This window comes from Fannyhessea vaginae DSM 15829, assembly GCF_000159235.2.
Lineage (GTDB): Bacteria > Actinomycetota > Coriobacteriia > Coriobacteriales > Atopobiaceae > Fannyhessea > Fannyhessea vaginae.
On sequence record NZ_ACGK02000002.1, the window covers coordinates 178201 to 201924 of the forward strand.

General features: G+C 42.5%; 16 protein-coding genes and 1 tRNA gene. 16 read left to right on the top strand and 1 reads right to left on the bottom strand.

Annotation, left to right across the window (positions count from 1 at the left end):
* Positions 1-57 precede the first annotated feature (57 nt).
* The 11 genes from der to HMPREF0091_RS04935 all read left to right on the top strand — a co-directional run bounded on the left by der (position 58) and on the right by HMPREF0091_RS04935 (position 13420).
* Positions 58-1374, top strand: coding sequence for a ribosome biogenesis GTPase Der (gene der / locus HMPREF0091_RS04885; RefSeq protein WP_006303187.1), 1317 nt, complete (start codon positions 58-60; stop codon positions 1372-1374).
* A 57-nt stretch (positions 1375-1431) separates the two neighbouring features.
* On the top strand, positions 1432-2115 hold the full coding sequence (gene plsY, locus HMPREF0091_RS04890; protein WP_006303188.1) for a glycerol-3-phosphate 1-O-acyltransferase PlsY: 684 nt from the start codon (positions 1432-1434) through the stop codon (positions 2113-2115).
* A gap of 137 nt (positions 2116-2252) precedes the next feature.
* Positions 2253-3275, top strand: a complete 1023-nt coding sequence (locus tag HMPREF0091_RS04895; protein ID WP_006303189.1) for an NAD(P)H-dependent glycerol-3-phosphate dehydrogenase — start codon at positions 2253-2255, stop codon at positions 3273-3275.
* A 12-nt stretch (positions 3276-3287) separates the two neighbouring features.
* Entirely contained in the window at positions 3288-3974 is a 687-nt protein-coding gene (gene rpe, locus HMPREF0091_RS04900; protein WP_006303190.1) for a ribulose-phosphate 3-epimerase, read from the top strand.
* Between the two features lies 1 nt (position 3975).
* Complete coding sequence (locus HMPREF0091_RS04905; RefSeq protein WP_006303191.1) at positions 3976-5151, top strand: cysteine desulfurase family protein; 1176 nt, start codon at positions 3976-3978, stop codon at positions 5149-5151.
* 26 nt (positions 5152-5177) lie between these two features.
* Entirely contained in the window at positions 5178-5900 is a 723-nt protein-coding gene (locus HMPREF0091_RS04910) for a zinc ribbon domain-containing protein (protein ID WP_006303192.1), read from the top strand.
* 23 nt (positions 5901-5923) lie between these two features.
* A complete protein-coding gene (coaBC, locus tag HMPREF0091_RS04915; RefSeq protein ID WP_006303193.1) occupies positions 5924-7309 on the top strand; it encodes a bifunctional phosphopantothenoylcysteine decarboxylase/phosphopantothenate--cysteine ligase CoaBC in 1386 nt (461 codons plus the stop codon).
* A 41-nt stretch (positions 7310-7350) separates the two neighbouring features.
* Entirely contained in the window at positions 7351-9168 is a 1818-nt protein-coding gene (locus tag HMPREF0091_RS04920) for an ABC-F family ATP-binding cassette domain-containing protein (protein ID WP_006303194.1), read from the top strand.
* Positions 9169-9216: 48 nt separating this feature from the next.
* Complete coding sequence (locus tag HMPREF0091_RS04925) at positions 9217-11055, top strand: ABC transporter ATP-binding protein (RefSeq protein WP_160149233.1); 1839 nt, start codon at positions 9217-9219, stop codon at positions 11053-11055.
* Positions 11056-11140: 85 nt separating this feature from the next.
* On the top strand, positions 11141-13180 hold the full coding sequence (locus HMPREF0091_RS04930) for an ABC transporter ATP-binding protein (protein ID WP_006303196.1): 2040 nt from the start codon (positions 11141-11143) through the stop codon (positions 13178-13180).
* A gap of 163 nt (positions 13181-13343) precedes the next feature.
* A tRNA-Pro gene (locus HMPREF0091_RS04935) sits at positions 13344-13420 on the top strand.
* 255 nt (positions 13421-13675) lie between these two features.
* On the opposite strand, the gene ftsH is transcribed toward HMPREF0091_RS04935, so the two are convergent.
* Positions 13676-15583 (bottom strand): ATP-dependent zinc metalloprotease FtsH, encoded by a 1908-nt coding sequence (gene ftsH / locus HMPREF0091_RS04940; protein ID WP_006303197.1) that lies wholly within the window; start codon positions 15581-15583, stop codon positions 13676-13678.
* Positions 15584-16099: 516 nt separating this feature from the next.
* Here ftsH and HMPREF0091_RS04945 point away from each other — a divergent pair.
* From HMPREF0091_RS04945 to gap, 5 genes are all read left to right on the top strand, one after another.
* Entirely contained in the window at positions 16100-17350 is a 1251-nt protein-coding gene (locus HMPREF0091_RS04945) for an arginine deiminase (RefSeq protein WP_006303198.1), read from the top strand.
* Between the two features lie 65 nt (positions 17351-17415).
* Entirely contained in the window at positions 17416-18408 is a 993-nt protein-coding gene (gene argF / locus HMPREF0091_RS04950) for an ornithine carbamoyltransferase (RefSeq protein WP_006303199.1), read from the top strand.
* A gap of 569 nt (positions 18409-18977) precedes the next feature.
* On the top strand, positions 18978-20555 hold the full coding sequence (locus HMPREF0091_RS04955; RefSeq protein ID WP_010242134.1) for a YfcC family protein: 1578 nt from the start codon (positions 18978-18980) through the stop codon (positions 20553-20555).
* Positions 20556-20915: 360 nt separating this feature from the next.
* Positions 20916-22109, top strand: a complete 1194-nt coding sequence (gene rpsA / locus HMPREF0091_RS04960; protein WP_035434625.1) for a 30S ribosomal protein S1 — start codon at positions 20916-20918, stop codon at positions 22107-22109.
* Positions 22110-22575: 466 nt separating this feature from the next.
* Positions 22576-23601 carry a type I glyceraldehyde-3-phosphate dehydrogenase gene (gene gap / locus HMPREF0091_RS04965; protein WP_010242139.1) on the top strand — a complete coding sequence of 342 codons (1026 nt, stop codon included), beginning with the start codon at positions 22576-22578 and terminating at the stop codon, positions 23599-23601.
* The last annotated feature ends 123 nt before the right edge of the window (positions 23602-23724 follow it).

Here is a 23724-nt window from a genome sequence, read left to right on the forward strand (position 1 = left end):
TATATACTAAGTGTAACAGTTTAGCTTGTGCCTGTACGTTTTTTAGAATGGAATGATATGTCAAAACCACTGGTAGCCATAGTTGGTCGTCCGAATGTAGGAAAATCAACACTTGTTAATCGACTTGCAACTACCAAGTCGGCAATTGTGCACGAGTCGCGCGGTGTTACACGCGACCGTTCCTATCATGCTTGTGATTGGAACGGTCGTGAGTTTACGCTTATCGACACGGGCGGTATTGAATCGCTTAAAAGCAAGGATCGTTTTGCTCTAGGTATTCGTGAGCAGGCACTTTTAGGCTGCGACGAAGCAGACGTTATTGTTATGGTTGTTGATGGAAGCATTGGTCTTACCGACGAAGACGAGACCGTTGCGCAAATTGTACGTCGTATGCATAAGCCTGTTTTTTTGGTTGTAAATAAAATTGATAATCCCGATGAGGTTTTAGATTCATGGAACTATCTAAAACTCGGTTTAGGCGAGCCACGTGCTATTTCGGCTACACATGGTACAGCAACAGGTGATTTGCTTGATGATATTGTTAACGCTTTGCCTGTTCATGAAGAAGCACCCCAGCCAAAAGACTCATCAGTGGCAATTGCAGTTATTGGTCGTCCAAATGTTGGTAAATCATCGCTTGTTAATAAACTTTCTCGCTCACAGCGCAGCTTAGTTGCCGATTATGCGGGTACAACGCGTGATGCTATTGATATCACCTTTGATTATAAAGGTCAAACTATTCGCCTGGTTGATACTGCTGGTATGAGAAAAAAGACGCAAGTTCATGAGGATGTTGAATATTACAGCATGGTTCGCGGCTTGCAGGCAATGGATAAAGCCGATGTGTGCCTGCTTGTTATAGATGCACATGAAGGTATGACCGAACAGGATCAAAAACTTGCTGGTATGGCAATAGATCGTGGGTGCGCGTTGGTTTTGGTTCTTAACAAAACCGATTTGTTACGTGACGAGCAGGATCGTCAAAAACTCCTGGATTCATTCGCTATCCGTCTTACCTTTGCAACATGGGCAGAGCAAATAAGCATTTGTGCGCTTACGGGTAAATCTGTCAATAAGGCGCTTGATGCAGCACTTCGTGCATATCGCACGCATGCCAGTTCCATTAAGACCTCTCAGCTCAATAATCTTGTTACTAAAATTCGTGAGGCGGGCCACACGATTGTGCATAAAAACCGTCGTTTTAAGATTCATTATGTAACACAAACAGGGTATTGTCCTCCTGAATTTACCTTTTTCTGCAATGCAAAGGATTTACTCGATGATGCGTACATGCGTTTCTTAGAGAACCGTTTGCGTGAAACGTTTGATTTGCAAGGTACGCCTATTCGGCTTAAGTTTAGGAATAAAGATTAAGCGTTTACATTTTTGAGTCTGTAAGCTGGTAAACCTTAACCCTTTAAGGAGAGCTTTATGCAAGGGTATTGCATTTCGGTGATAGTGGCGCTTGTGTTTGTGTATGCAGTATGCGGCATACCGTTTGGCGTGGTTCTAACAAAAAGGTTTTGTCACGTTGATGTGAGAGCTGCAGGCAGCGGTAATATAGGCATGACCAATGTAGCACGCGTGGCAGGTAAACTACCAGCGGCGCTTACACTTTTATGCGATGCAGGAAAAGGCGCTTTAAGTTTGGGCATAGCTATCTATGCACTGAATATGGTTGTCGCTATCCACGTACAAGAACTTATCCAATTTTGTGCAACTTCGCAGATTTTTTCTGAGGTTAATAAGCTGTGCATGTTTGTTAACAGCGTTGTTTATGCAGCCTGCGTGTGTGGTCATATTTTTTCTCCGTACCTGCATTTTAAGGGTGGTAAAGGAATCTCGGTAGGGTTTGGAGCGGCATTAATGCTCAATTGGCAAACGGCTTTGCTTGCACTTTTGGCATTTTTTGTTTTTACGATACCTTCAAAACGCGTTTCTCTAGGGTCGTTAGCGGCTGCGATTGCACTTCCGTGCTGGGCATATGTATTTGGTTACACATCATTTGAACTTATACCTATTATCGTGGTTGCTTGTTTGGTTATTTGGGCGCATCGTAACAATATCGCACGTCTTATAAAAGGAGAGGAAAAACCCTTAAAGGCAAAATCTTAAAAGTTGTGGAGATATACCCTGTTGCAACGTCTCTTTGTTGCAATAACCTCTATGATATAAACATGCTCTGTGTGCATCACAATAGAATATCGTATAAAACGTAAGTTGAAGCTAAGAGAATAGAGTAAGGAAAGCCGATGTCGATTTCAAAAGTTGCCGTTATAGGATCAGGCAGTTGGGGTACAGCTGTTTCAGGCTTGCTTGGACTTCATGCAGATCAAGTTATGATTTGGTCCCACGATCAAGAAATAGCTGATTATATCAATGAACATCATCGTAATCCTGTTCAACTTAATACCTATACGATGCTTTCGTGTGTTTGCGCTTCAACTGATTATCAAAGCGTTTTGAAGGATGCACAAGCAATAGTTATGGTTGTGCCATCACAATTTATTAGAGCTTGCGCACAAGCTGCCCAGCCCTATGTAGACTCACAAACGCCTGTTCTTATTCTTACAAAAGGTATCGAAAATCATACTAACTATACTATGAGCGAAGTTTTGTCCGAAGTTTGGGGCAATCCTGCTCGTATTGCGGTGTTGAGCGGACCTAATCACGCCGAGGAAATTTGTAAAGGTAAAATTTCGGCGGCTGTTATTGCCTCGACTCATGCATCGGTTGCTCAATTTTTCCAACGTTTGATCATGAATGAAAATTTTAGAATCTATTTGTCTGACGATGTAGTTGGGGTTGAACTATGCGCTGCTATTAAAAACGTGGTGGCGATTGCCTGTGGAATTTGTACCGGTTTGGGATACGGAGACAACGCATTAGCAGTTTTAATGACACGCGGCCTTGCAGAAATTAGTCGAATTGTTATTGCAAAAGGTGGTAAATCACTTACCTGTATGGGTCTTGCAGGTATGGGGGATCTTATTGCAACTTGTACGTCTGTGCACTCGCGCAATCGCTCGTTTGGCTGTGCTTTTTCGCAAGGAGAAAGTTTGCAGGAATATGAACAGCGTACGTCAATGGTTGTTGAGGGGGCTCGTGCTGCTTTGAGCACACAAGAGTTATGCAAAAAGCTTTCTATTGAAAGTCCGCTCACCAACTCGGTTTACTCAGTTTTATATGAACACGCCAAGCTCGAAGACGTCATTGCGCTTTTGCTTGAAAGAATTCCGCACGAAGAATTTTATGGTATGTCAACAAACAATTAGAAGGGTTCATTCATGGATACACATCCCATTTGCATTGCGCCGTCAATGTTGTCCGCCAATTTTATGAAGCTTTCAGATGAACTTTCATCTATTGCAACAGCCGATTATCTGCATTTTGATGTAATGGATGGACACTTTGTTCCAAATTTAAGTTTTGGATGTCCTATTTTACGCGCGGTTAAGGCCTCTAGCGATTTACCTGTTGACGTGCATCTGATGGTTGATAATCCCGAGACAACGCTTGAGTGGTATCTTGATGCAGGCGCCGATTCTTTCACCATTCATATGGAAGCTCAAACTCACTTAAAACGACTTATTGATACTATTCATTCAGCTCATAAGCGTGCTTGTGTTGCACTTAATCCTGCAACAGCAGTCATGAATTTAGACGACGTTATCGAAGATGTAGACATGGTCTTGGTTATGAGCGTAAATCCCGGCTTTGGTGGTCAATCATTTATTGAGTCTACCTGCAAAAAGATTGCAAAGGTCAAAGCGTTATGCGACGAACACGGTGTTAATCCTGTGATTGAAGTAGACGGTGGCATCAACGCTCATAATGCATACGATGTGGCACGCGCTGGTGCAACAATGCTGGTTGCGGGTTCATCGGTTTTTAACGAGCACGATAGATCTGCTGCTATCGAAGCATTACGTAGCTCTGCACAACGCGGAGCTTTGGAAGCAAAGCGTGCATAATATGAAATCTTCATCATACGTATACCTTGATTATGCGGCTTCAGCTCCGCAGCGTCGCATTTCTCTTCAGACGCAAGAAGCTTATGAGGAGTCTGCCTATGCAGGAGCCAATCCAAATTCACTGCATACACCAGGACGTTTAGCTTATGCGGCACTTGAGCGTAGTCGTCGCGAGATTGCCTCTTGTTTCACAACAGCTCTAGACCCTTATGAGGTGCACTTTACCTCTGGTGGTACCGAATCTAATAATATGGCGCTCTGCGGTATTGCTGCTGCATATCGGCTTAGACAGCCACATCGTACTAAGATTGTTGTTTCTGCAATTGAGCACGATTCGTGTCTTGAACCGCTTGGTCGTCTTAAAGAACAAGGATTTGAGATCGTATACGTACGCCCTTCGTCAACGGGCGAAATTACCTGCGAACAATTACGAGCTGTCTTAGATGAGCATGTTGCGCTTACCTGCATTATGTATGCCAATAACGAAACAGGTGTTATCCAGCCAATTAGTGAACTTGCACGCTGTGCTCATGAGGTAGGTTCTTATGTTATGAGCGATGCTGTGCAAGCGTTTGGCCGTATTCCTTGTGATTTAGAAGAAATAGATGCATGCTCTATTGCAGCGCATAAAATTGGTGGGCCAGTGGGTATTGGTGCTTTAATTCTTAAACGAAATACGCCTTTTGTGCCCCTTACCTTTGGAGGTGGTCAAGAAGGTGGCACCCGTCCTGGTACTCAAGCAGTGTGTTTGTGCGAAGCATTTGCACAAACAGCGTGTGAATGCATACAACATATAAAACAAAGACGGTCTACAGTTGCCGCACGTGCACACATGCTTGAGCAAATGTTGTGTGCATCAGATCGCATAACTCCAACAACGCCGCTTTCGTTTGCTGACAAACGCCTTCCAGGAATTGTAAGTGTACTGGCAAAAGACTGTGATGCTCAGGCAATTTTGTTGCAGCTTGATAGCAAAGGTTTTGGCATATCATCTGGATCTGCATGTGCTTCGGATTCTGCACGCGCATCTCATGTTTTGCACGCACAAGGAATCTGCGAGCGTGACGCGCTTGGTGCATTACGCATTTCGTTTGATGAGCGCGTAGACGAGGATACGCTTAAACGTTTTGCAAACACGCTTTTATCAATTGTTACCACATCACAAGTTGCCCTATAAGCTGTACGTATCATGAAAGGAACCCTATGAAAGAGTATCAAGCACTTCTTAAACTTCAAGAGGTTGACATACAGCTTATGCGGTATAACCAACAACTTCATACTCTACTTGAAGGAAAACGCATACCTGCTTGCACTACTGCGCTTAAAAAGTTAAAACAGCAGCAAACTCAACTGTTGGCACAACGAAAAGACATTGAAACCGAGCTTCAAGATAATCTCGACATGCAAACACACTTGCAAGAAATTACCCAAAAGGTAAAGCTTGAGGCACAATCTGCTGGCAGCGATTATCGTCGTATTAGTGATTTGGAGCTTCAGCTTTCCAGCCTTGCTAAAAAGTTTGAAAAGTTGCAATTTGACGAAAAAAAGCTTAAAGCAGATTTAGAAAAATTTAAAAAAGCCGAGCACAATGCCCATCTTTTACAGGAAAAATTACAAGGGGAGTTAACCTCGCTTAAAGACGAACAAGCGCAAAACATTGAAGACATCAAGCGTCAAGCTGCTTCGTTATTACATGTTCGTGACGAGGTAAAATGTGGTCTTAGCCATGAACATATGGCATTATATACCAGCCTCAAAAGCAGATTTAACGGTATTTGTGTTGAAGAGCTCAAAGGAAATGTGCCATCGGTTTGCTGTGTTAAGCTGCAACCCAGTTTGTATAACAAGATTAAAGCAGATCAAACTATTGCAGAATGTCCGTATTGTCATCGTTTGCTTATCATTGCTTCTCATGACAGATCGTAGAGATAGACCGTAGAGGAATAACTATGAATACATCGGATAAACCTTTACAGGTACTTTTAGTGGTATGCGGAGGAATTGCTGCATATAAAGCGGTACTTACGCTTCGAGAGTTACAAAAACACGGATGCGATGTTCGCGTTGCAATGACAAAAGCAGCTTGCGAATTTGTGGGCCCACAAACATTTGCGGCAATATCGGGACACGATGTATATACCGAGCTTTTTACTCACAACAGCACGATTGCCCATATCGAGCTTGCTGATTGGGCAGAGGTAAGTGTGGTTGTTCCAGCAACGGCAAATATCATGGCAAAACTAGCAGCAGGAATTGCTGATGATTTGGTAAGTTCAACGCTTTTAGCAGTTCATACTCCTGTTGTAATTGCTCCTGCTATGAATGTTCATATGTGGCAAGCGCGCTCAACTCAGGCTCATGTTAATACCCTTAGATCTTGGGGCTATTATGTTGTTGATCCTGCTTCAGGTCATCTTGCTTGTGGCTATAATGCCACAGGAAAGCTTGTTGATCCTGTTGAGCTTGCTTGGTATGTTATGTGTATTGCACGTTGTTCTTCTGCTGATTTAGCTGGCAAAACTGTGGTGATTACGGCAGGCCCTACCAGAGAGGCGCTTGATCCTATACGCTTTATTTCAAATCATGCCACGGGAAAGCTTGGTTATATGCTTGCGCGTACTGCTTGCGCCCAAAAAGCGCGTGTGGTACTGATTAGTGGTCCTTCTGTTTTGCCTCGGCCGTTCGTTGATTCGTTTATCTCTGTAGTAGATGGCAAACAGATGTATGAGGCAACGCTTGAAGCTGCTAAGAGTGCTGATGTGATAATCTGCACGGCTGCAGTAGGGGATTGGCGCGCAGAAACAGTTGCTACGCAAAAAATCAAAAAGCCTCATGGTGAGTTTATAACTCATACGCAAAATTCAAATCCTGTGTCGCTTGATTGTGCTGACAGCACTCATACGCAAAATTCAAGTCCTGTATCGCTTAATTGTGCTGACAGTACTCATACGCAAAATTCAAGTCCTGTATCGCTTAATTGTGCTGACAGTACTCATACGCAAAACCCAAAGTCATATACACTTCGTCTTGTTGAAAATCCCGATATTTTGCAAACGGTTGCGCGTCTGTACCCTCAAAAAATTGTTATTGGCTTTGCTGCCGAAACCGAGGATGTGGAGCACAATGCTGCTGAAAAATTAAAGTTTAAGCAATGTACGTGCATTATTGCTAATGATGTATCAAAAGCTGAATCTACCTTTGGCGCACAAACCGACAAAATTACCATCGTATATCCCGATCATCTTATACACCACGATACACAAGAGTTGCCCGAAGTTGCACGCGTTATTCTTAACGAAGTAAAGTCTTTGTTGCATATACAAACAAGTGCATAACACAAGGCTCATGGTACGAAAACATTAGTTAAAGGAACGCAATGTCAGTTGTTATAAGTGCAGATAAAATATGTGTTGAACGCTCTGCAAAGGTTTTACTTTCGAAAGTGTCGCTTGGAGTAAGCGCAGGCGATACCATAGGCGTGGTTGGCCAAAACGGCGGAGGAAAATCAACGCTTCTGCAGGTGCTTGCGCATATTATGGAGCCCGATAGTGGAAGCGTGATAACTCGTAATGCTTCTTCCATTGGTTATCTTGCGCAACGCGATGCATTTAAGGATAGCGATCTTGTTCGCGATGTTGTATTTCAGTCTCTTGAAACATACGAATGGGCACAAGATCCTCTTAAGCGCTCTCTTATTAATCGTTTGCTGCAAGATGTTTCATTTGATACTACTATATCTAAACTCTCTGGTGGCCAGCGTCATCGCTGTGATTTGGCGCGTGTACTCCTTGGATCATGGGATGTGTTGCTGTTGGATGAGCCTACCAATCATCTGGATATGACAACCATTGCATGGCTTGCTTCTTATCTCAAAGATCGTAAGCGTATTCATGGATTAAGCTCGGTTATCGTTACGCATGATCGTTGGTTTTTAGACGAGGTATGCGACCACATGTGGGAAGTCCACGACGGCTGCGTTGACCCATTTGAAGGTGGATATAGCGCCTATATTCAACAACGTGTTGAACGGGAGCGGCTGACAGAAGTTGCGGAAACTAAACGTCAAAATATGTTACGAAAAGAGCTTAATTGGCTTGCTCATGGTGCTAAGGCTCGCAGTTCAAAGCCTAAATTTAGGGTTGAAGCTGCCTTAGAGATGGTTGCGTTGGACCCGCCACTAAGAAATTCTATTGAGCTTAAGGCTCTAGCTGCAACGCGCTTAGGAAAACAAGTTATAACACTTGAGCATGTTGGGTGCGCTTATGGTTCTCATCAGGTAATTAAGCCTCTCGATTGGATCATAGGGCCTGGTGAGCGCATTGGCATTGTGGGAGAAAACGGAAGCGGTAAATCATCTCTTTTACGGATCATGACGCTTAAGCAAGTTCCCTCACAAGGTGTGGTAAAAGTGGGAAAATCCGTTGTATTTGGCATAGTTGACCAGCACTTGTCATGTTTTGCTCACAAGGAAAACCAAACGGTTGAGCATGTGTTGGCACGCTCAAAATCAAGTGTGTATATTGATGGCAAAAGTTATACACCCATGCAGCTTTTTGAACGACTTGGTTTTAGAAATCTTGATCAAAAAAGTCGTTTATGTGATTTGTCGGGTGGGCAATTGCGCCGTTTAGCTCTTATGATTACACTATTGGAACAACCTAATGTTTTAGTGCTTGACGAGCCTGGAAATGATTTAGATACCGATATGCTTGCTGCGCTTGAGGATGTTTTGGATTCGTGGGCTGCAACACTTCTTTTAGTTACACACGATCGTCATCTTATGGAGCGTGTTTGTGACGATATTTATGCTTTGCTCAATGGAGACCTTATTCATATGCCTCGTGGCATAGACGAATATATGCAGCGTCTTATCTCACAAGATAATGACGCAAGTTCTTCTCATGCACTTGATGCTAGTTCAATGCCAAAAAACAAAGATCGTGCAGCAAAACAGCAACGAGCTTGTGATGGTGTTTCGCGCTATGAGCTTAAAAAACAATGTGACGCCGTTTTAAGAAAGCTTACCAAGCAACAAGATGAACCAGATCGAATTCAACAACTTATGCAAGCATGTGATGGATCAGACTATGAACAACTTGCAAAATTACAAAAACAGTTAAGTGAGGCGCAGAGGTTAGTTGATGAACTAGAAACTCAGTGGCTTACGCTTTCTGAAAAACTTGAATCACTTTAGAGCATGACGTTTAACGAGATACATGCTCATCGTTCGTTTGGAGTGGGTATGTTTTACATGCTAAAACGCTTTGTAATGCCATACAGATTGCAAGCATTATGTGGTATGACAGGAAAAGCAGTAGAAGTTATTTTTGAGGTCATAACGCCATATTTTGTTATGCGCCTGATTGACGAAGGCATCATGGGCCATAGTTTTACGGTTTGTATGTACTACGGTGCATGGTTGGTAGCTGCAGCTGGTATTAGTTATGGCGCAACGCTAATTTGTCAATCAGTTGCTGCACAGGTTTCTGTGAATGTTGCCTGCGACGTGCGCCGTGAACTTTTTTCAGAAATTTCAACCCTGCCGCTTTTATCCTTGCATAAATTTTCTACCTCAACGCTGGTAAATCGATCCATTACTGATGTTAATCAAATACAACTTATGATTGCGCTTGCCATTAGGCAACTTATTCGCTGTCCTTTGTTAGCAATTGCATCAATTGTCTCTGCACTGATTTTGAACTGGCGTTACGGATTGATTTTTTGTATTTGTATTCCACTCGTGGCACTTATTTTTGCGTGGGCAATTCAAAGACTCTCACGTATGTTTACGCTGTTACAGCGTACGCTTGATACCTTAAGCGATCATGTATTGCAAAATTTGGAACTTGTTGAACTTGTAAGAGCGTATCGTACACAAAAGATAGAAATGCAGCGTTTTGAAAATGATCATCAACACTATACACAGCTTCTTGAAGCAACAAGCCGCATTTCTGCGCTTTTGTCTCCAGTAACGTTTGGAATTATGAATATGGGCATTATGATGCTTATGTATGTGGCGTCGCTGCGTGGATATGCACTTTTTTCGATGTTCAACATTTCTCAAGGTACCTTAGTTGCTTTGATAAACTATATGACGCAAACACTTTTGGCAATTGTCTATATTTCAAACCTTATGTTGGTATTTACCAAAGCCTCCGCTGCCTCTGCGCGCGTCATGGAAATCTGTACCTGCAAGGATTCAACGTCAGCAGATCATGCCCTTGCTGCCGATGCCTTGGTAGATGCTTCTGTATCAACGAACGCTCAATACGTTTTAGAGCATGTGAGTTTTACCTATAACCCTTGTAGTTGCACAAGTACGCAAGCTGCAGGTACTAAGGGCGCGTGTTTGTGTGGGGTGTCCAAAGATAAAGAATCAACAGCCGAAGAAGGTTTTGCTCTTACCGATATTACCTGCACGATTCCTGCACACGGCTTTATTGGTGTTGTTGGATCGGTTGGGTCGGGAAAGTCAACGCTTTTAGCACTTTTAGCTCAGCTGTATGCTCCTCAAAAAGGTGTAATTCGTTTTGGTGGATACGATCTTTCACAGCTTTCTTCTAACGTATGTTCACAAAACATATGCTATGTACCTCAAACAACTGAGCTGTTACAAACTTCAATTCGTGATTTTATATCTCTTGGTAATGATACGTTGACTGATGCAGATATAAACAATGCGCTTAAGCAGGCGTGCGCGTTTGATTTTGTTCGCAGCCTTGACAAAGGAGTTGATACCTTTGTTACTCACGGCTCGGCTCAAATGTCGGGTGGTCAAAAGCAGCGTTTAGCACTTGCTCGGGCATTTGCTTCGCGCGCGTCACATATTTTATTAGATGATAGTTTATCGGCGCTTGACGCACTTACCGAGCAAAAGGTTGCACAACATCTTCTTAACCGAGCCAAACAGAGCTGCGTTATGCTTGTATCTCAGCAGATAAGTCATGTGAAATGCGCAGATATGACTTTGGTTTTAGATAAAGGACACCTGGTTGGTGTGGGCACGCATGCAGAGCTTTTACAGTCATGTAAGGTGTATCAGGAGCTTTATGAAACACAACATGCGTATACGCGAGAATGACTTGTTGTTATGGTAGACGCAGGTAATACCTGTAATTTTGAGTACGCAATAAAATGAGCAAACATCAAAAAAGGAATTGGATGCGATGAAAAATCCTTATGTTGCAGCTGGTTCGGCACAAACTATAGTTTCTAATACACAAAATTCGCAGGCCTCTGGCTCGAGTGCTGCACATTCTAAGACGGATGCGCTTGTTTTTCATGCTCTTAAGCCCAAGCGCTCAGAACTTGTGCGTTTTCTTATGCCTTTTTTTAAGCCTAAAACAGTTTCATTTATACAAAGCATCGTATTGTGTACGCTGGCTTCATGTTGTTCTTTTAGCATTCCGCTTTGTATTGGTTTATCAGTTGATGCGCTTTTTACGCCGGGGATGCCGTCTCTACCAACGTATTTGCTTCTTCTGCTTGTCTCAATTATGGCAAGTGCTCTGTTTGAATGGACAGGCGTTGTGCGTTTTACCCATGCCTGCGTGCAAAGTATTCGTGCTCTCAGAAGTAGATGTTTTGCGCTCATTCAAAATATACCGCTTACCTATATCACTAAAGATGTGGTAAGTGATATTCACAACCGTCTTATTATGGATTGTGATCAAATATCTGATGGTCTTATCCTTGCGCTTAACCAAAGCGTACGAGGGCTTATCATTGTTGTGGGTTCGTTTGTATGCATGTGCTTGTTGTGCTGGCAGATGGCTCTTATCATTATTGTTCTGCTGCCTTGTTTTATGTTTATCAATTCCTATATTGCCTCTCGTGGACAGTCCTATTTTGAGGCACAACTGCACGCACAAGAAAACATGATGCAGTTCATTCACGAAAGCGCGCGTATGCAAAAATTGTTACGAACAACCAACTCTTTTCGTGCGCGCTCGCAACAGTTTTGCGCACTTAATCACAAGGTTGAAGTACAAGCAAAGCGTGCTCAGTTTTTGAGTTCGTTAGCAAATCCTACCACGCGCCTTATTCAAAATCTTTTATATGCATTTGTGGTAACATTTGGCGCGTTTTGCGTGGTAACGCAACAATTTGGGTACTTAAGCGTTGGTGCTCTGGTGAGCTTACTGGTGTATACGCAACAGCTTACTAAGCCAATTAACGAACTATCCGGATTGTCTACGCAAATTCAAACGGCCTATACCTCAATGATCAGAATTGTTCAGCTTCTTATGTTTGCAAAAACTTATGAGAACAATTCAGATGAGGCCTTTGATGGTAACTCCGTGCTGCGCGCAGCTACAAACACTGCGTCTGTTCGTGCTACAGGTGATACATCCAATGCATGTGACCCGTGCGACCCTTGTGACCCGTGTGACCCGTGCGATACACGCCATTCTCACGATGTGTACTATGCTCATCGCATATGCAATACGCCTACACATGTAAGCACATCTCACGCACCGCTTTTGAAAGTCTCAAACATTTCTTTTTCTTACGATGGAACGCATAATGTTATCCACGATCTTTCGTTTGAGGTATATCCCCATCAAACATTGGCTTTAGTAGGTCATACGGGCTGTGGTAAATCAACTTTGCTTCACCTGCTTATGCGCCTGTATCCGCTTGGATCGGGTGAGATCTATTTTAGGGAAGTGGCGTATCGTCAACTGAGTGCGCAAGAGGTTCGCAAACATTTTGGTATGGTTTTGCAAGATGTAAGCCTTATAAATGCAAGCGTATACGAAAATATTGCCTATGGAAGTTCAAACGCCACGCCTGAATATATTCGTTCGGTTGCAAGTAAAGTGGGAGCGCATGATTTTATCTCACAGTTGCCACAAGGTTATGACACGCATCTTTCTCAAAACGATACGCGACTTTCAAAAGGACAAATTCAGCTCATTTGCATTGCTCGTGCGCTGGTGTTTGATCCCGAGATCTTGCTTTTGGATGAGCCTACAAGCTCGCTTGATACGCGTAGTGAGGCTCAAGTAACGCAGGCTTTACAAAAGTTGATGGAGAGGCGCTCTTGTATTGTGGTAGCGCATCGGCTTTCTACAATTAAGGATGCTGATCATATAATTGTTATGGACAAAGGGTCTATGGTTGAGCAGGGAACGCATACTGAGTTACTTGCAAAACATGGCGAGTATGCGCAACTGTTTGCCTCACAGTTTGACAATGCATAGTTTATCGGGAGATAAAACAGAACTTTCTTGGAGGATGAGCATAATTTTTAGTGTACGCGCTTTGTTGTGTACTTGTGAAAAATTGTGGAAGCTGTAAAGTTCAAGATGAACAATTCATAAACGTGTTACTATAAGTAGGCGCAAAACGTAGTTTTGTATATTTCGGGTGGTGGCGCAGTTTGGTAGCGCACTTGACTGGGGGTCAAGGGGTCGCTGGTTCGAATCCAGTCCACCCGACCACGTGATTTTTAACGGCCGAAGTTCTCGGTCGTTTTTTTATGGAAGTATAGAGATATTTCAATATCAAGCACGTGTTTAACCTGTTTGACCTGCAACAGTTTTAGAACGCAACATCTCGGACAGATCATAGTACATCTCGTGTTTCACATATCTTATGCATAATAAATCTTATCCATAACAAATCCCCCACGTGTTCAAAGCACGTGGGGGATCAAAATAGATTCTTAAGTACAAGACGCTTCTCACCACAAAAAACTACTGGGTATCTGCGTTTGTGCTCGGAGCAAAACCATCTTTACGATTGAGCATTTGCATAAACTCGTCACCTGTAATTGTTTCTTTAAGTTGTAAATATCTTGCAATTTCATGCAACTTAAATTTATATGCTTCAAGAGTTTTTAGCGCAGTTTCATGAGCTTCACGGATAAGATCTTGAATTTCTTTATCAATCTGCTGTGCTGTTCCTTCAGAACAGGTGAGCTCAGATCCTCCACCTAAGTACTTGTTACGAGTTTGACCAAGGGCAACCATGCCAAATTGTGATGACATACCCAGCTGAGTTACCATGGCACGCGCAATTTTAGTAGCCTTTTCAATGTCGTCTGCCGCACCTGAGGACATATGACCAAATATAAGCTCTTCAGCAGCACGGCCACCGCATAATACCGCCAAACGCTGTTTGTATTCCTCTTTGGTTGTTAGGTAGCGCTGATCTTCTTCGGCTTGCATAGTAAAACCAAGCGCACCTGAGGTACGAGGAATAATCGTAATTTTTGAAACAGGGGAGCGCCCATTTTGAACCGCCGCAACAATGGCGTGTCCTGTTTCGTGATAAGAAACAACTTTGCGTTCGTGTTCGGAAAGCACGGCTGTTTTCTTCTTTTCGCCAGCAACAACTACGTCTACTGATTCTTCGATATCACTTTGACTTACTCGGCTACGACCCATACGAACGGCACGCAGGGCTGCCTCATTTATCATGTTAGCGAGATCTGCACCCGAGGTACCTGGTGTTTGTCGAGCAACCTGAGCAAAGTCGATTCCTTGCTCCATCTTAACGTCGCTTGCATGAAGCTTAAGTATTGCTTCACGTCCTGTTAAATCGGGGAGTTCTACAGGAATGCGACGGTCAAAACGACCAGGACGCAACAAGGCCAAATCAAGCGTTTCGGGACGATTGGTTGCTGCAAGTACCACAATGCCTTTATGGTTATCAAAACCATCCATCTCGGCAAGGAGCTGGTTAAGTGTTTGCTCGCGCTCATCGTTGCTGTTAACGCTTACGCCACGCTTTTTTCCAACGGTATCAAGCTCATCGATAAAGATAATGCAAGGAGCTTTCTCTTTTGCCTGCTTAAAGAGGTCGCGAACTTTTGCTGCACCTCTACCTACAAACATCTCAACAAATTCAGAACCCGATATTTGGAAAAATGGCACTTTCGCTTCTCCTGCAACGGCGCGTGCTAGAAGCGTCTTTCCTGTACCTGGAGGTCCTACAAGCAAAGCGCCTTTAGGACAACGCGCTCCAATAGCTGCATATTTTTTAGGATTATCCAAAAAGCTTACAATTTCACGCAGCGAATCTTTTGCCTCATCTTGTCCAGCGACATCCTTAAAGGTTACCCCAGTTTCCTGACCTTTTACTTCTTTGGCATTCGATTTGCCAAATCCGCCACCAAAAGGTCCAAAACCGCCAAAACCTCCTCCAAAATTCATAGAAGGATTATCTTCGCCCATCTGCTTTTTAATACGACGATTAATAAGCCATCCGCCACCAAAAATAATGATAAACGGTGATAAATTGATGAGTAACCAAATCCACATGTCCTTGCTGGTGTCAGGTATTTTGGCCGAAAAATCAACTCCTTGGGCTTCCATACGTTTAACCAGGCTCGAATCATTAGGGAATTGAGTTGTCTCGTATGCTTTCTCGCCTGCGCCATCACTGGTCGTGAAACGCATAGACTTTGTTCCTGTATCAAGTTGGACTTTCTTTACTTCGCCTCGTTCAACTTTTTGCAGAAACTCACTATAGCTTACCTGTTCAACACGAGTTTCTCCCAGTGTTGGCATAAGTAGTGAGCGTGCAATAAAAGCAGCTACCAACCCTATAATTAGATACAGAATAAGCTTTTGACGCTTGTTCTTGTTGTTTTGCACCATAAACGTTAACTCCTTTAATAAGGGATCGTAGATGTATATATATGTATTTTAATACTTCTTGTTAGTGTATCGTTACTTGTTATTTTTTAGTATCCATCACATAGTAAATCCTCTATTTTGCGGGTTTGATGTACGTTCATACATATTTCATATTGGATATTTGTATTGTACGCATGAGCTATAAAATGAATAAAAAAGAACTAATATCGAATAAAAAAGGAAACATACTTTGCTTATGTTCGCTTTTAAGAATATCGCGGGATAAAAAACTATTTACGATATATGCACGATAATTTTAGAAAACCGCAGGTAAATAAATTAATAATGTATAAACGAGCCACTTAGATAAAAACTTATACCGTTAACCGAGACTTCTACCATAAGATGGTCCATACTTTAATTATTGGATATACTCTCAATAGGTACACATTTTGTGTGCTCTTATTGATGTTGGAGTGCTAAGGTCTCTTTCCTTGTAGTAGAGCTTTGGCCTCAAATCGGATTACAGGAGGCATCATGGCTAACGGGCTATACGTCCACAGCGAGATTGGTACTCTTAAAAAGGTTTTGCTTCATCGCCCAGGCGAAGAGCTTCTTAATCTTCCGCCAGATGATTTAGGACGCCTTTTATTTGACGATGTACCATTTCTCGATGTTGCTCAAGCAGAACACGATCGTTTTGCCGAAATTTTACGCGAGCAGGGTGTAGAAGTTTTGTATCTTGAGAAACTGGTTGCTGAGGCTCTTGATGCAGCCGGTTCGCGAGAGGAATTTACCAATCAATGGCTTGATGAATCAGGTCTTCACGGAACTCATACACGTGCTGCCGTTAAAGAATTTATGGATTCAATTAAAGATACTCAAACATTTGTAGAAAAATGTATCGCAGGAATCCGCAAGAACGAGATCGATTTGCCTGATCGTTCTAATAATCTTTTGGTAGACATGGTTAATATGAACCAAGGTTCCGATTCCGATTTGTTAATTGACCCTATGCCTAATACATACTTTACGCGTGACCCGTTTGCTATCGTTGGCAAGGGCGTTAACCTTAATCGTATGTTCTCGGTTACGCGCAATCGCGAAACACTCTTTGGTAAATATATTTTCCGTGACCATCCAGATTATAACGATGCTCCTTTATGGTATCGTCGCGATGCAGCTTATCACACAGAAGGTGGAGACGTACTCAACCTCAATGCGCATACCATTGCCATTGGTATTTCACAGCGTACCCAAGCTTCTGCTATTGACTGCTTAGCACAGCATATGTTCTGGGATAAGTCCGATGAGTGCGAAATCGATACAATTTATGCGTTTAATATTCCGGTATCTCGTGCGTTCATGCATCTTGATACAGTCTTTACGCAAATTGATGTTGATAAGTTCACCATTCATCCTGGTATTTTGGGCACTTTGCAGGTATTTAAGCTGACTGCAGGTTCGGTACCTGGAGAAGTTAAGATCGAAGAAATGAACGACACGCTTGAGCACATCTTAAGCAAAGCTTTGGGTCTTGATCATGTTACGCTGATTCAGTGTGGTAATGGTGATCCTGTTGCCGCCGCTCGTGAACAGTGGAATGATGGTTCCAACACGCTCACCGTTGCACCTGGTAAGATTTGCGTTTACCAGCGCAACACGGTAACAAATGACGCGCTGTATAAAGCAGGCCTTGAGCTTTTGGTTGTTCCATCAGCTGAGCTTTCTCGTGGTCGCGGAGGCCCACGTTGTATGAGCATGCCGTTTGTTCGTGAAGATTTGTAACAGATTATAAACCGGAAGTTAAGCGCTTCCGGTTTTATATGACTGCCCTTTAGAAAGGAAAACACATGGGTGTTAATTTAAGTGGTAGAAGTTTTCTGAAATTGCTCGATTTCTCAACCGAGGAAATTAAATACCTCATCGATTTAAGCGCAGAATTCAAACGCATGAAGATGGCAGGTGTTCCGCACCGTTATCTTGAAGGCAAAAACATTGTGCTTCTTTTTGAGAAAACTTCAACTCGTACGCGCTGCTCCTTTGAGGTTGGCGGTATGGACTTAGGTATGGGCGTTACGTACCTTGAGCCAGGATCTTCGCAGATGGGTAAAAAAGAGTCTATCGAAGATACTGCGCGCGTTTTAGGCCGTATGTACGATGGTATTGAGTACCGTGGTTTTGAGCAAGAAAAGGTTGAGTGTTTAGCAAAAAATGCTGGCGTTCCTGTTTGGAATGGACTTACTACTGAGTTCCACCCAACTCAAATGATTGCCGATATGCTTACCATCCAAGAGAACTTTGGTCGCTTAAAAGGTCTTAACTTTACCTTTATGGGCGATGCTGGTAACAATGTAGGAAATTCGCTTATGGTTGCTTGCGCAAAGCTTGGTCTTAACTTTACTGCTTGCGGTCCTCGCGAACAAATGCCACATCCTGAGCTTGTAGAAACCTGCAAAAAGCTGGCTGCTGAACATGGTTCAACTATTACGCTTACCGAAGACGTTCACGAAGGAACCAAAAATGCCGATGTTATTTATACCGACATTTGGGTATCTATGGGCGAGCCTGATAGCATTTGGGCTGAGCGCATTAAACTTTTGGAGCCTTATCGTGTTACCAAAGAAGTTATGGCAAACGCACACGACGATGTAATCTTCATGCACTGTCTGCCTTCTTTCCACGACACAAACACCACCATTGGTAAAGATATTGCCGAGAAATTTGGCGTTACCGAGATGGAAGTTGCCGACGAGGTCTTTGAGTCTAAACAGTCTAAGGTATTTGACGAAGCAGAAAATCGTATGCACACCATTAAGGCTGTTATGTACGCAACGCTTAAATAGAAGGTTCGACTTTCGACCCTCTTGGTCTTGCAAGAACTTTTGTGAGAATTTGCACGTATAGTTAGTATTCACCTGCATCATAGGTTGCACCTAAGATGCAGGTTTTTTATAACCAAACATATACGTAGAATAGTGCGTCGTATTGATTATTCATGTATACAGTGCTTAATACGTATTTTTTCTAATTTATGAATAAAATAACAACTATATTGCATAAAAATTCCTGCTTATACGTAAGAATCTAAAAGGCATTTTTTATATAGAATCATATAAATAAAAAAATCTGTCGTATTGATATTTAATAAAAGACAAGGTAATACAATAATTTATGTTGCTTGTTTCTGCGCGTGCGTATGTGTAGCATTCCAGCACTGGTTTATAAAGCTCTAAATAATGATATTCAATACCGTTAACGCTTTAATGCATAACGTTAACCGAATTACATGATTGCCTCTATCAAAAATTCTTCATATGTTCTACAATATTCTTACAAAGAGCCCGACGTGCAGAGTTTGAGCATGTTGATGGCGAAGCATGTAATGTATGTATGCGGTGAAAGGAGTTGCGAGATGGATTCTACAACTACGCAACCGAAGAAAAAGAGAGAGATGCTTACGTCCTTCTCCATTATCTTCATTCTCCTCATCCTTGTAGCGCTGATATCGGTAGCAATAGCTCCCTTTGTTCCTGGTATTACAGCTGTTACGGTGGGTGATTTCTTCATGAGCCCTGTTAAGGGTTTTGGAGATGCGCTTGGTGTGTGTTTATTTGTTTTGGTTATTGGTGGCTTTTTAGGCATCGTTAACAAAACAGATGCTCTTAACACTGGTATTTCCGTACTGGTCAAGAACATGAAAGGTAATGAGCTTAAACTCATTCCAATTCTTATGGCATTGTTTGCCCTTGGCGGATCTACTTATGGCATGTGCGAAGAGACGGTTGGATTCTATGCACTTCTTTCTGCAACTATGATGGCTGCAGGCTATGACTCACTTACAGGTGCTATGATCGTGCTTCTTGGTGCTGGTGTTGGTTGCTTGGGCTCAACTGTTAACCCATTTTGTACCGGTGTTGCAGCGTCAGCTTTGGTAGACAAAGGCATTACAGTAGACCAAGGCGTTATTATTGGTCTTGGTGCTGTTTTACTTGTTGTCTCCTATGTTATTGCTGTTTTCTTTACGATGCAGTATGCAAAGAGCGTTAAAGCAGATCCAAGTCGCACCTTGATGAGTCTTGACGAAGTTAAAGCTGCCGATGAAGTATACAGAACTGAAGAAGAGGAAGCTAATAAAGATGTTGCACTGACCACAAGACAAAAAATTTCTTTGTGGATATTTGCTATTACCTTTGTTATCATGATCATCTCTTTCATTCCTTGGACAAAGCTTGGCGTTAACTTCTTTGAATGTGATGCAGCTTCTCACGATGAAGTAACACAAGTGGCTCCTGCAGACCTTACTAAGACTTTTAAAGAAAAAGAGCTTGGTGAACTTAAAATCGAAGGCAATGCAAACTTTAGTGTTAAAAAAGAAGTAGTTGATAATGCTGGTTGGTCTTCCTTGCTAACTGGTGTTCCACTGGGGCAATGGTACTTCCCTGAATCAACTACGTGGTTCCTTATTATGGCCATTGTTATTGGTGTTGTTGGTGGTTTATCCGAGCACGAAATCGTTGATTCCTTCATGCGCGGATCTGGTGAGATCATAAGCGTTGCTATGATTATTGCAGTTTCTCGTGCTGTTTCTGTACTTATGAGCTCAACTGGTTTGGCAGACTGGATTCTTAATTCGTCATCCGAGGCACTTTCTGGTACGTCAGGTGTTATCTTCTCGGTAGGTGCATATTTCCTGTACTTTGTACTGTCATTCCTTATTCCATCAACTTCTGGTATGGCAACAGTTTCTATGCCGATTATGGGACCTCTTGCCCAAAACCTTGGCTTTAACCCTGCGGTTATGGTTATGATCTTTGCGTCCGCTTCTGGTGTTGTAAATCTGTTTACTCCAACCAACGGTGCAATTATGGGTGGTTTGGCACTCTCCCGTATTGAGTATGGAACTTGGCTTAAGTTTGTGGTTCGAGTTGTTGTAGCTATTGTTATTAGCAACTTGATTATCTTAAGTGTTGCATTAATGGTATTACGTTAATGGTTGTGTAGACTCTTAAACCGTTTACCATACTTGTTTGTATCAAGGTTTGATATGCCCGTCTCGCTTGAGGCGGGCATGTTTTTAAGAAATGCTAAACTAGATACCTTGAGTTTTGATATAGAAATGAAATTGCTATTTTTTACAAAAAAATCTTGAAATCACCATACCTAATAAGATATTCTGTTTAATGCATATGTTGTTTCGTGCATACATGCGTGTGCGTAACAGCTTTGCACTTATATCTGTTGGCCCCCGAGAGCATGTACGTTTGCATTTGTTTGTAAACAAGCTTTACCACGCCTTGTGATTAAAGCACCAACCATGTACCGGGGCCCCGTATTTGAAGGGGGTCCACCTTTGAGTGAGATTCAAAACTCGTCTATTTTCTCATTAGATGATGTTTCCGATGATGAGCTTAATAGCCTTATCGATGGAACCATCACCGATTTTGATGAGGGAGACCTGGTAACAGGTACCGTTGTTAAAATTGAGCACGATGAGGTATTGTTGGACATCGGCTTTAAGTCCGAAGGCGTTATTCCAGCTCGTGAGTTGTCTATTCGTAAAGATGCAAGCCCAGAAGAGCTTGTACATATGGGTGACACCATCGAGGCTTTGGTTCTTCAAAAAGAAGACAAAGAAGGTCGTCTTATTCTTTCTAAGAAACGCGCCGAGTACGAGCGTGCTTGGAATGCTGTTGAAGAGAAGTTTAAAGCTGGCGTTAATGTTGAAGGTGAAGTTATCGAGGTCGTTAAGGGCGGTCTTATCCTTGATATCGGTCTTCGCGGATTCTTGCCTGCTTCTCTTGTAGACCTTCGCCGTGTTAAAGATCTGAGCGCTTACATGGGAACTCGCATTGAGGCTCGTGTTATCGAGATGGATCGCAACCGTAATAACGTTGTTCTTTCTCGTCGTGTTGTATTGGAAGCTGCTCGTAAAGCCGAGCGTTCTGAGATCCTCACTAAGCTTAAACCTGGTATGAAACTTAAAGGTACCGTTTCTTCTATCGTTGAATTTGGTGCATTTGTAGACCTTGGCGGTATCGACGGTCTTATCCACATTTCGGAACTTTCTTGGAACCACGTTAACCACCCAGCAGAGGTTGTAAAAGTTGGTCAAGAAGTAGAAGTTCAGGTTTTGGATATCGACCTTAACCGTGAGCGCATTTCTTTGGGTCTTAAGCAAACTACCGAGGATCCATGGCGCGTTCTTGTTAAGAAATACCCAATTGGCGCAATCGTTGAAGGTACTGTAACCAAACTTGTTACCTTTGGTGCGTTTGTAGACCTTGGTAATGGGGTAGAGGGCTTGGTTCACATTTCAGAGATGGCAAAGGCTCATGTAGATGCTCCTGCTCAGGTTTGCAAAGTTGGCGATGTTGTACAAGTTAAGGTTATGGAAATTGACCTTGAACGTCGTCGCATTTCTCTGTCTATTAAGGCAGCTGCAGAAACCCTTGGTACAGACCAAGACGAAGAAGCAAACGATGCTGCACCTGCTGATGAAGCACCAGTAGAAGATGCTGAGTCACAAGCTTCCACCGAAGCTTAGATACTAAGCTAGTTATTCACTGCTTGCTACGTGGCAACATTTGAATGTTTGAAAAGAGGCTGTTTTTCAGCCTCTTTTTTGTATAGAGGTTGTCTTATTGGCATCTTGGCTGTTAATCGCCTTATCTATTACTCATATAGATGTCTAACAAGCAAGAAAATATAAGTGAGTTCGTATAAGATTTGTGCTAAATAAAAAACTTTTAATTTTTGTTTCCAAATGATAACAAAACGTTGTAAACTACATGTTGTGAAGACGTTCACATGAACTTTTCAACCGTTTACAAAATTGTATATCAATTCATATTCAACTTGGTTAAAAATTCATTGTTTATGTCTTAAGAGTGCTTTGCCACTTTTTAGCTACATGTTTAGCTACACTATATATGTTTTATTTAGTTGTGTATTAATGCAAAAGGTTCGTGAAGGAAGATAGGCTTCCTGCAAACCTTGCGAAAGGAGAAAGCATGGCAGTTAAGGTTGCTATCAACGGCTTTGGTCGTATTGGTCGTTTGGCCTTCCGTCAAATGTTCGGTCACGAAGGTTCAGAAATCGTTGCAATTAACGATTTAACCGATCCAAAGATGCTCGCTAACCTCCTCAAGTATGACTCTTCACAAGGCAACTACGCACGTAATCACTCTGTTGTTGCTGGTGAAGACTCTATTACTGTCGATGGTAAAACCATTAAGATTTACAAAGAAGCAGATGCTCACAATCTTCCTTGGGGCGAGCTTAATGTAGACGTTGTACTTGAGTGCACTGGTTTTTACACTTCAAAGGCTAAGGCTCAAGCTCACATTGATGCAGGTGCTAAGAAGGTTGTTATTTCTGCTCCTGCAGGTAAAGATCTTCCTACCATTGTTTACAATGTAAACCACGAAATTCTTACCAAGGACGACAACATCATTTCTGCTGCTTCCTGCACCACTAACTGCCTTGCTCCTATGGCTAAAGCTCTTAACGACTTTGCTCCTATCCAAAGCGGTATCATGAGCACCATTCACGCATTTACTGGTGACCAAATGGTTTTGGATGGTCCTCACCGTAAAGGCGATCTCCGTCGTGCTCGTGCAGCAGCTATCAACATTGTTCCTAACTCAACTGGTGCTGCTAAGGCAATTGGTTTGGTAATTCCTGAACTCAACGGTAAACTCATTGGTTCTGCTCAGCGTGTTCCTGTACCAACTGGTTCAACCACACTTCTCTTTGCAGTAGTTAAGAGCGACAAAGAGATCACCGTTGACTCTATCAACGCTGCTATGAAGGCTGCAAGCGATCCTGAGACCTTTGGTTACAACGAAGATCCTATCGTTTCTTCCGACATTATCGGTATGACTTATGGTTCTTTGTTTGATGCAACTCAAACCATGGTTCAAGATCTTGGCAATGGTCTTTATCAGGTAGAGGTTGTTTCTTGGTACGACAACGAGAACTCTTACACTTCACAAATGGTACGTACTATTAAGTACTTCGAGAAATTTGTTGCTTAATCAGCTTTACTAGTTTGCGAAGCCACAAGGCGCGGTAGCAGCTAAACATAGCCGCGACCGTGCCTTTTTATTGAAATTGTGTATTCCATACACACAAGACGCATATTCGTGTATCAACGGTGC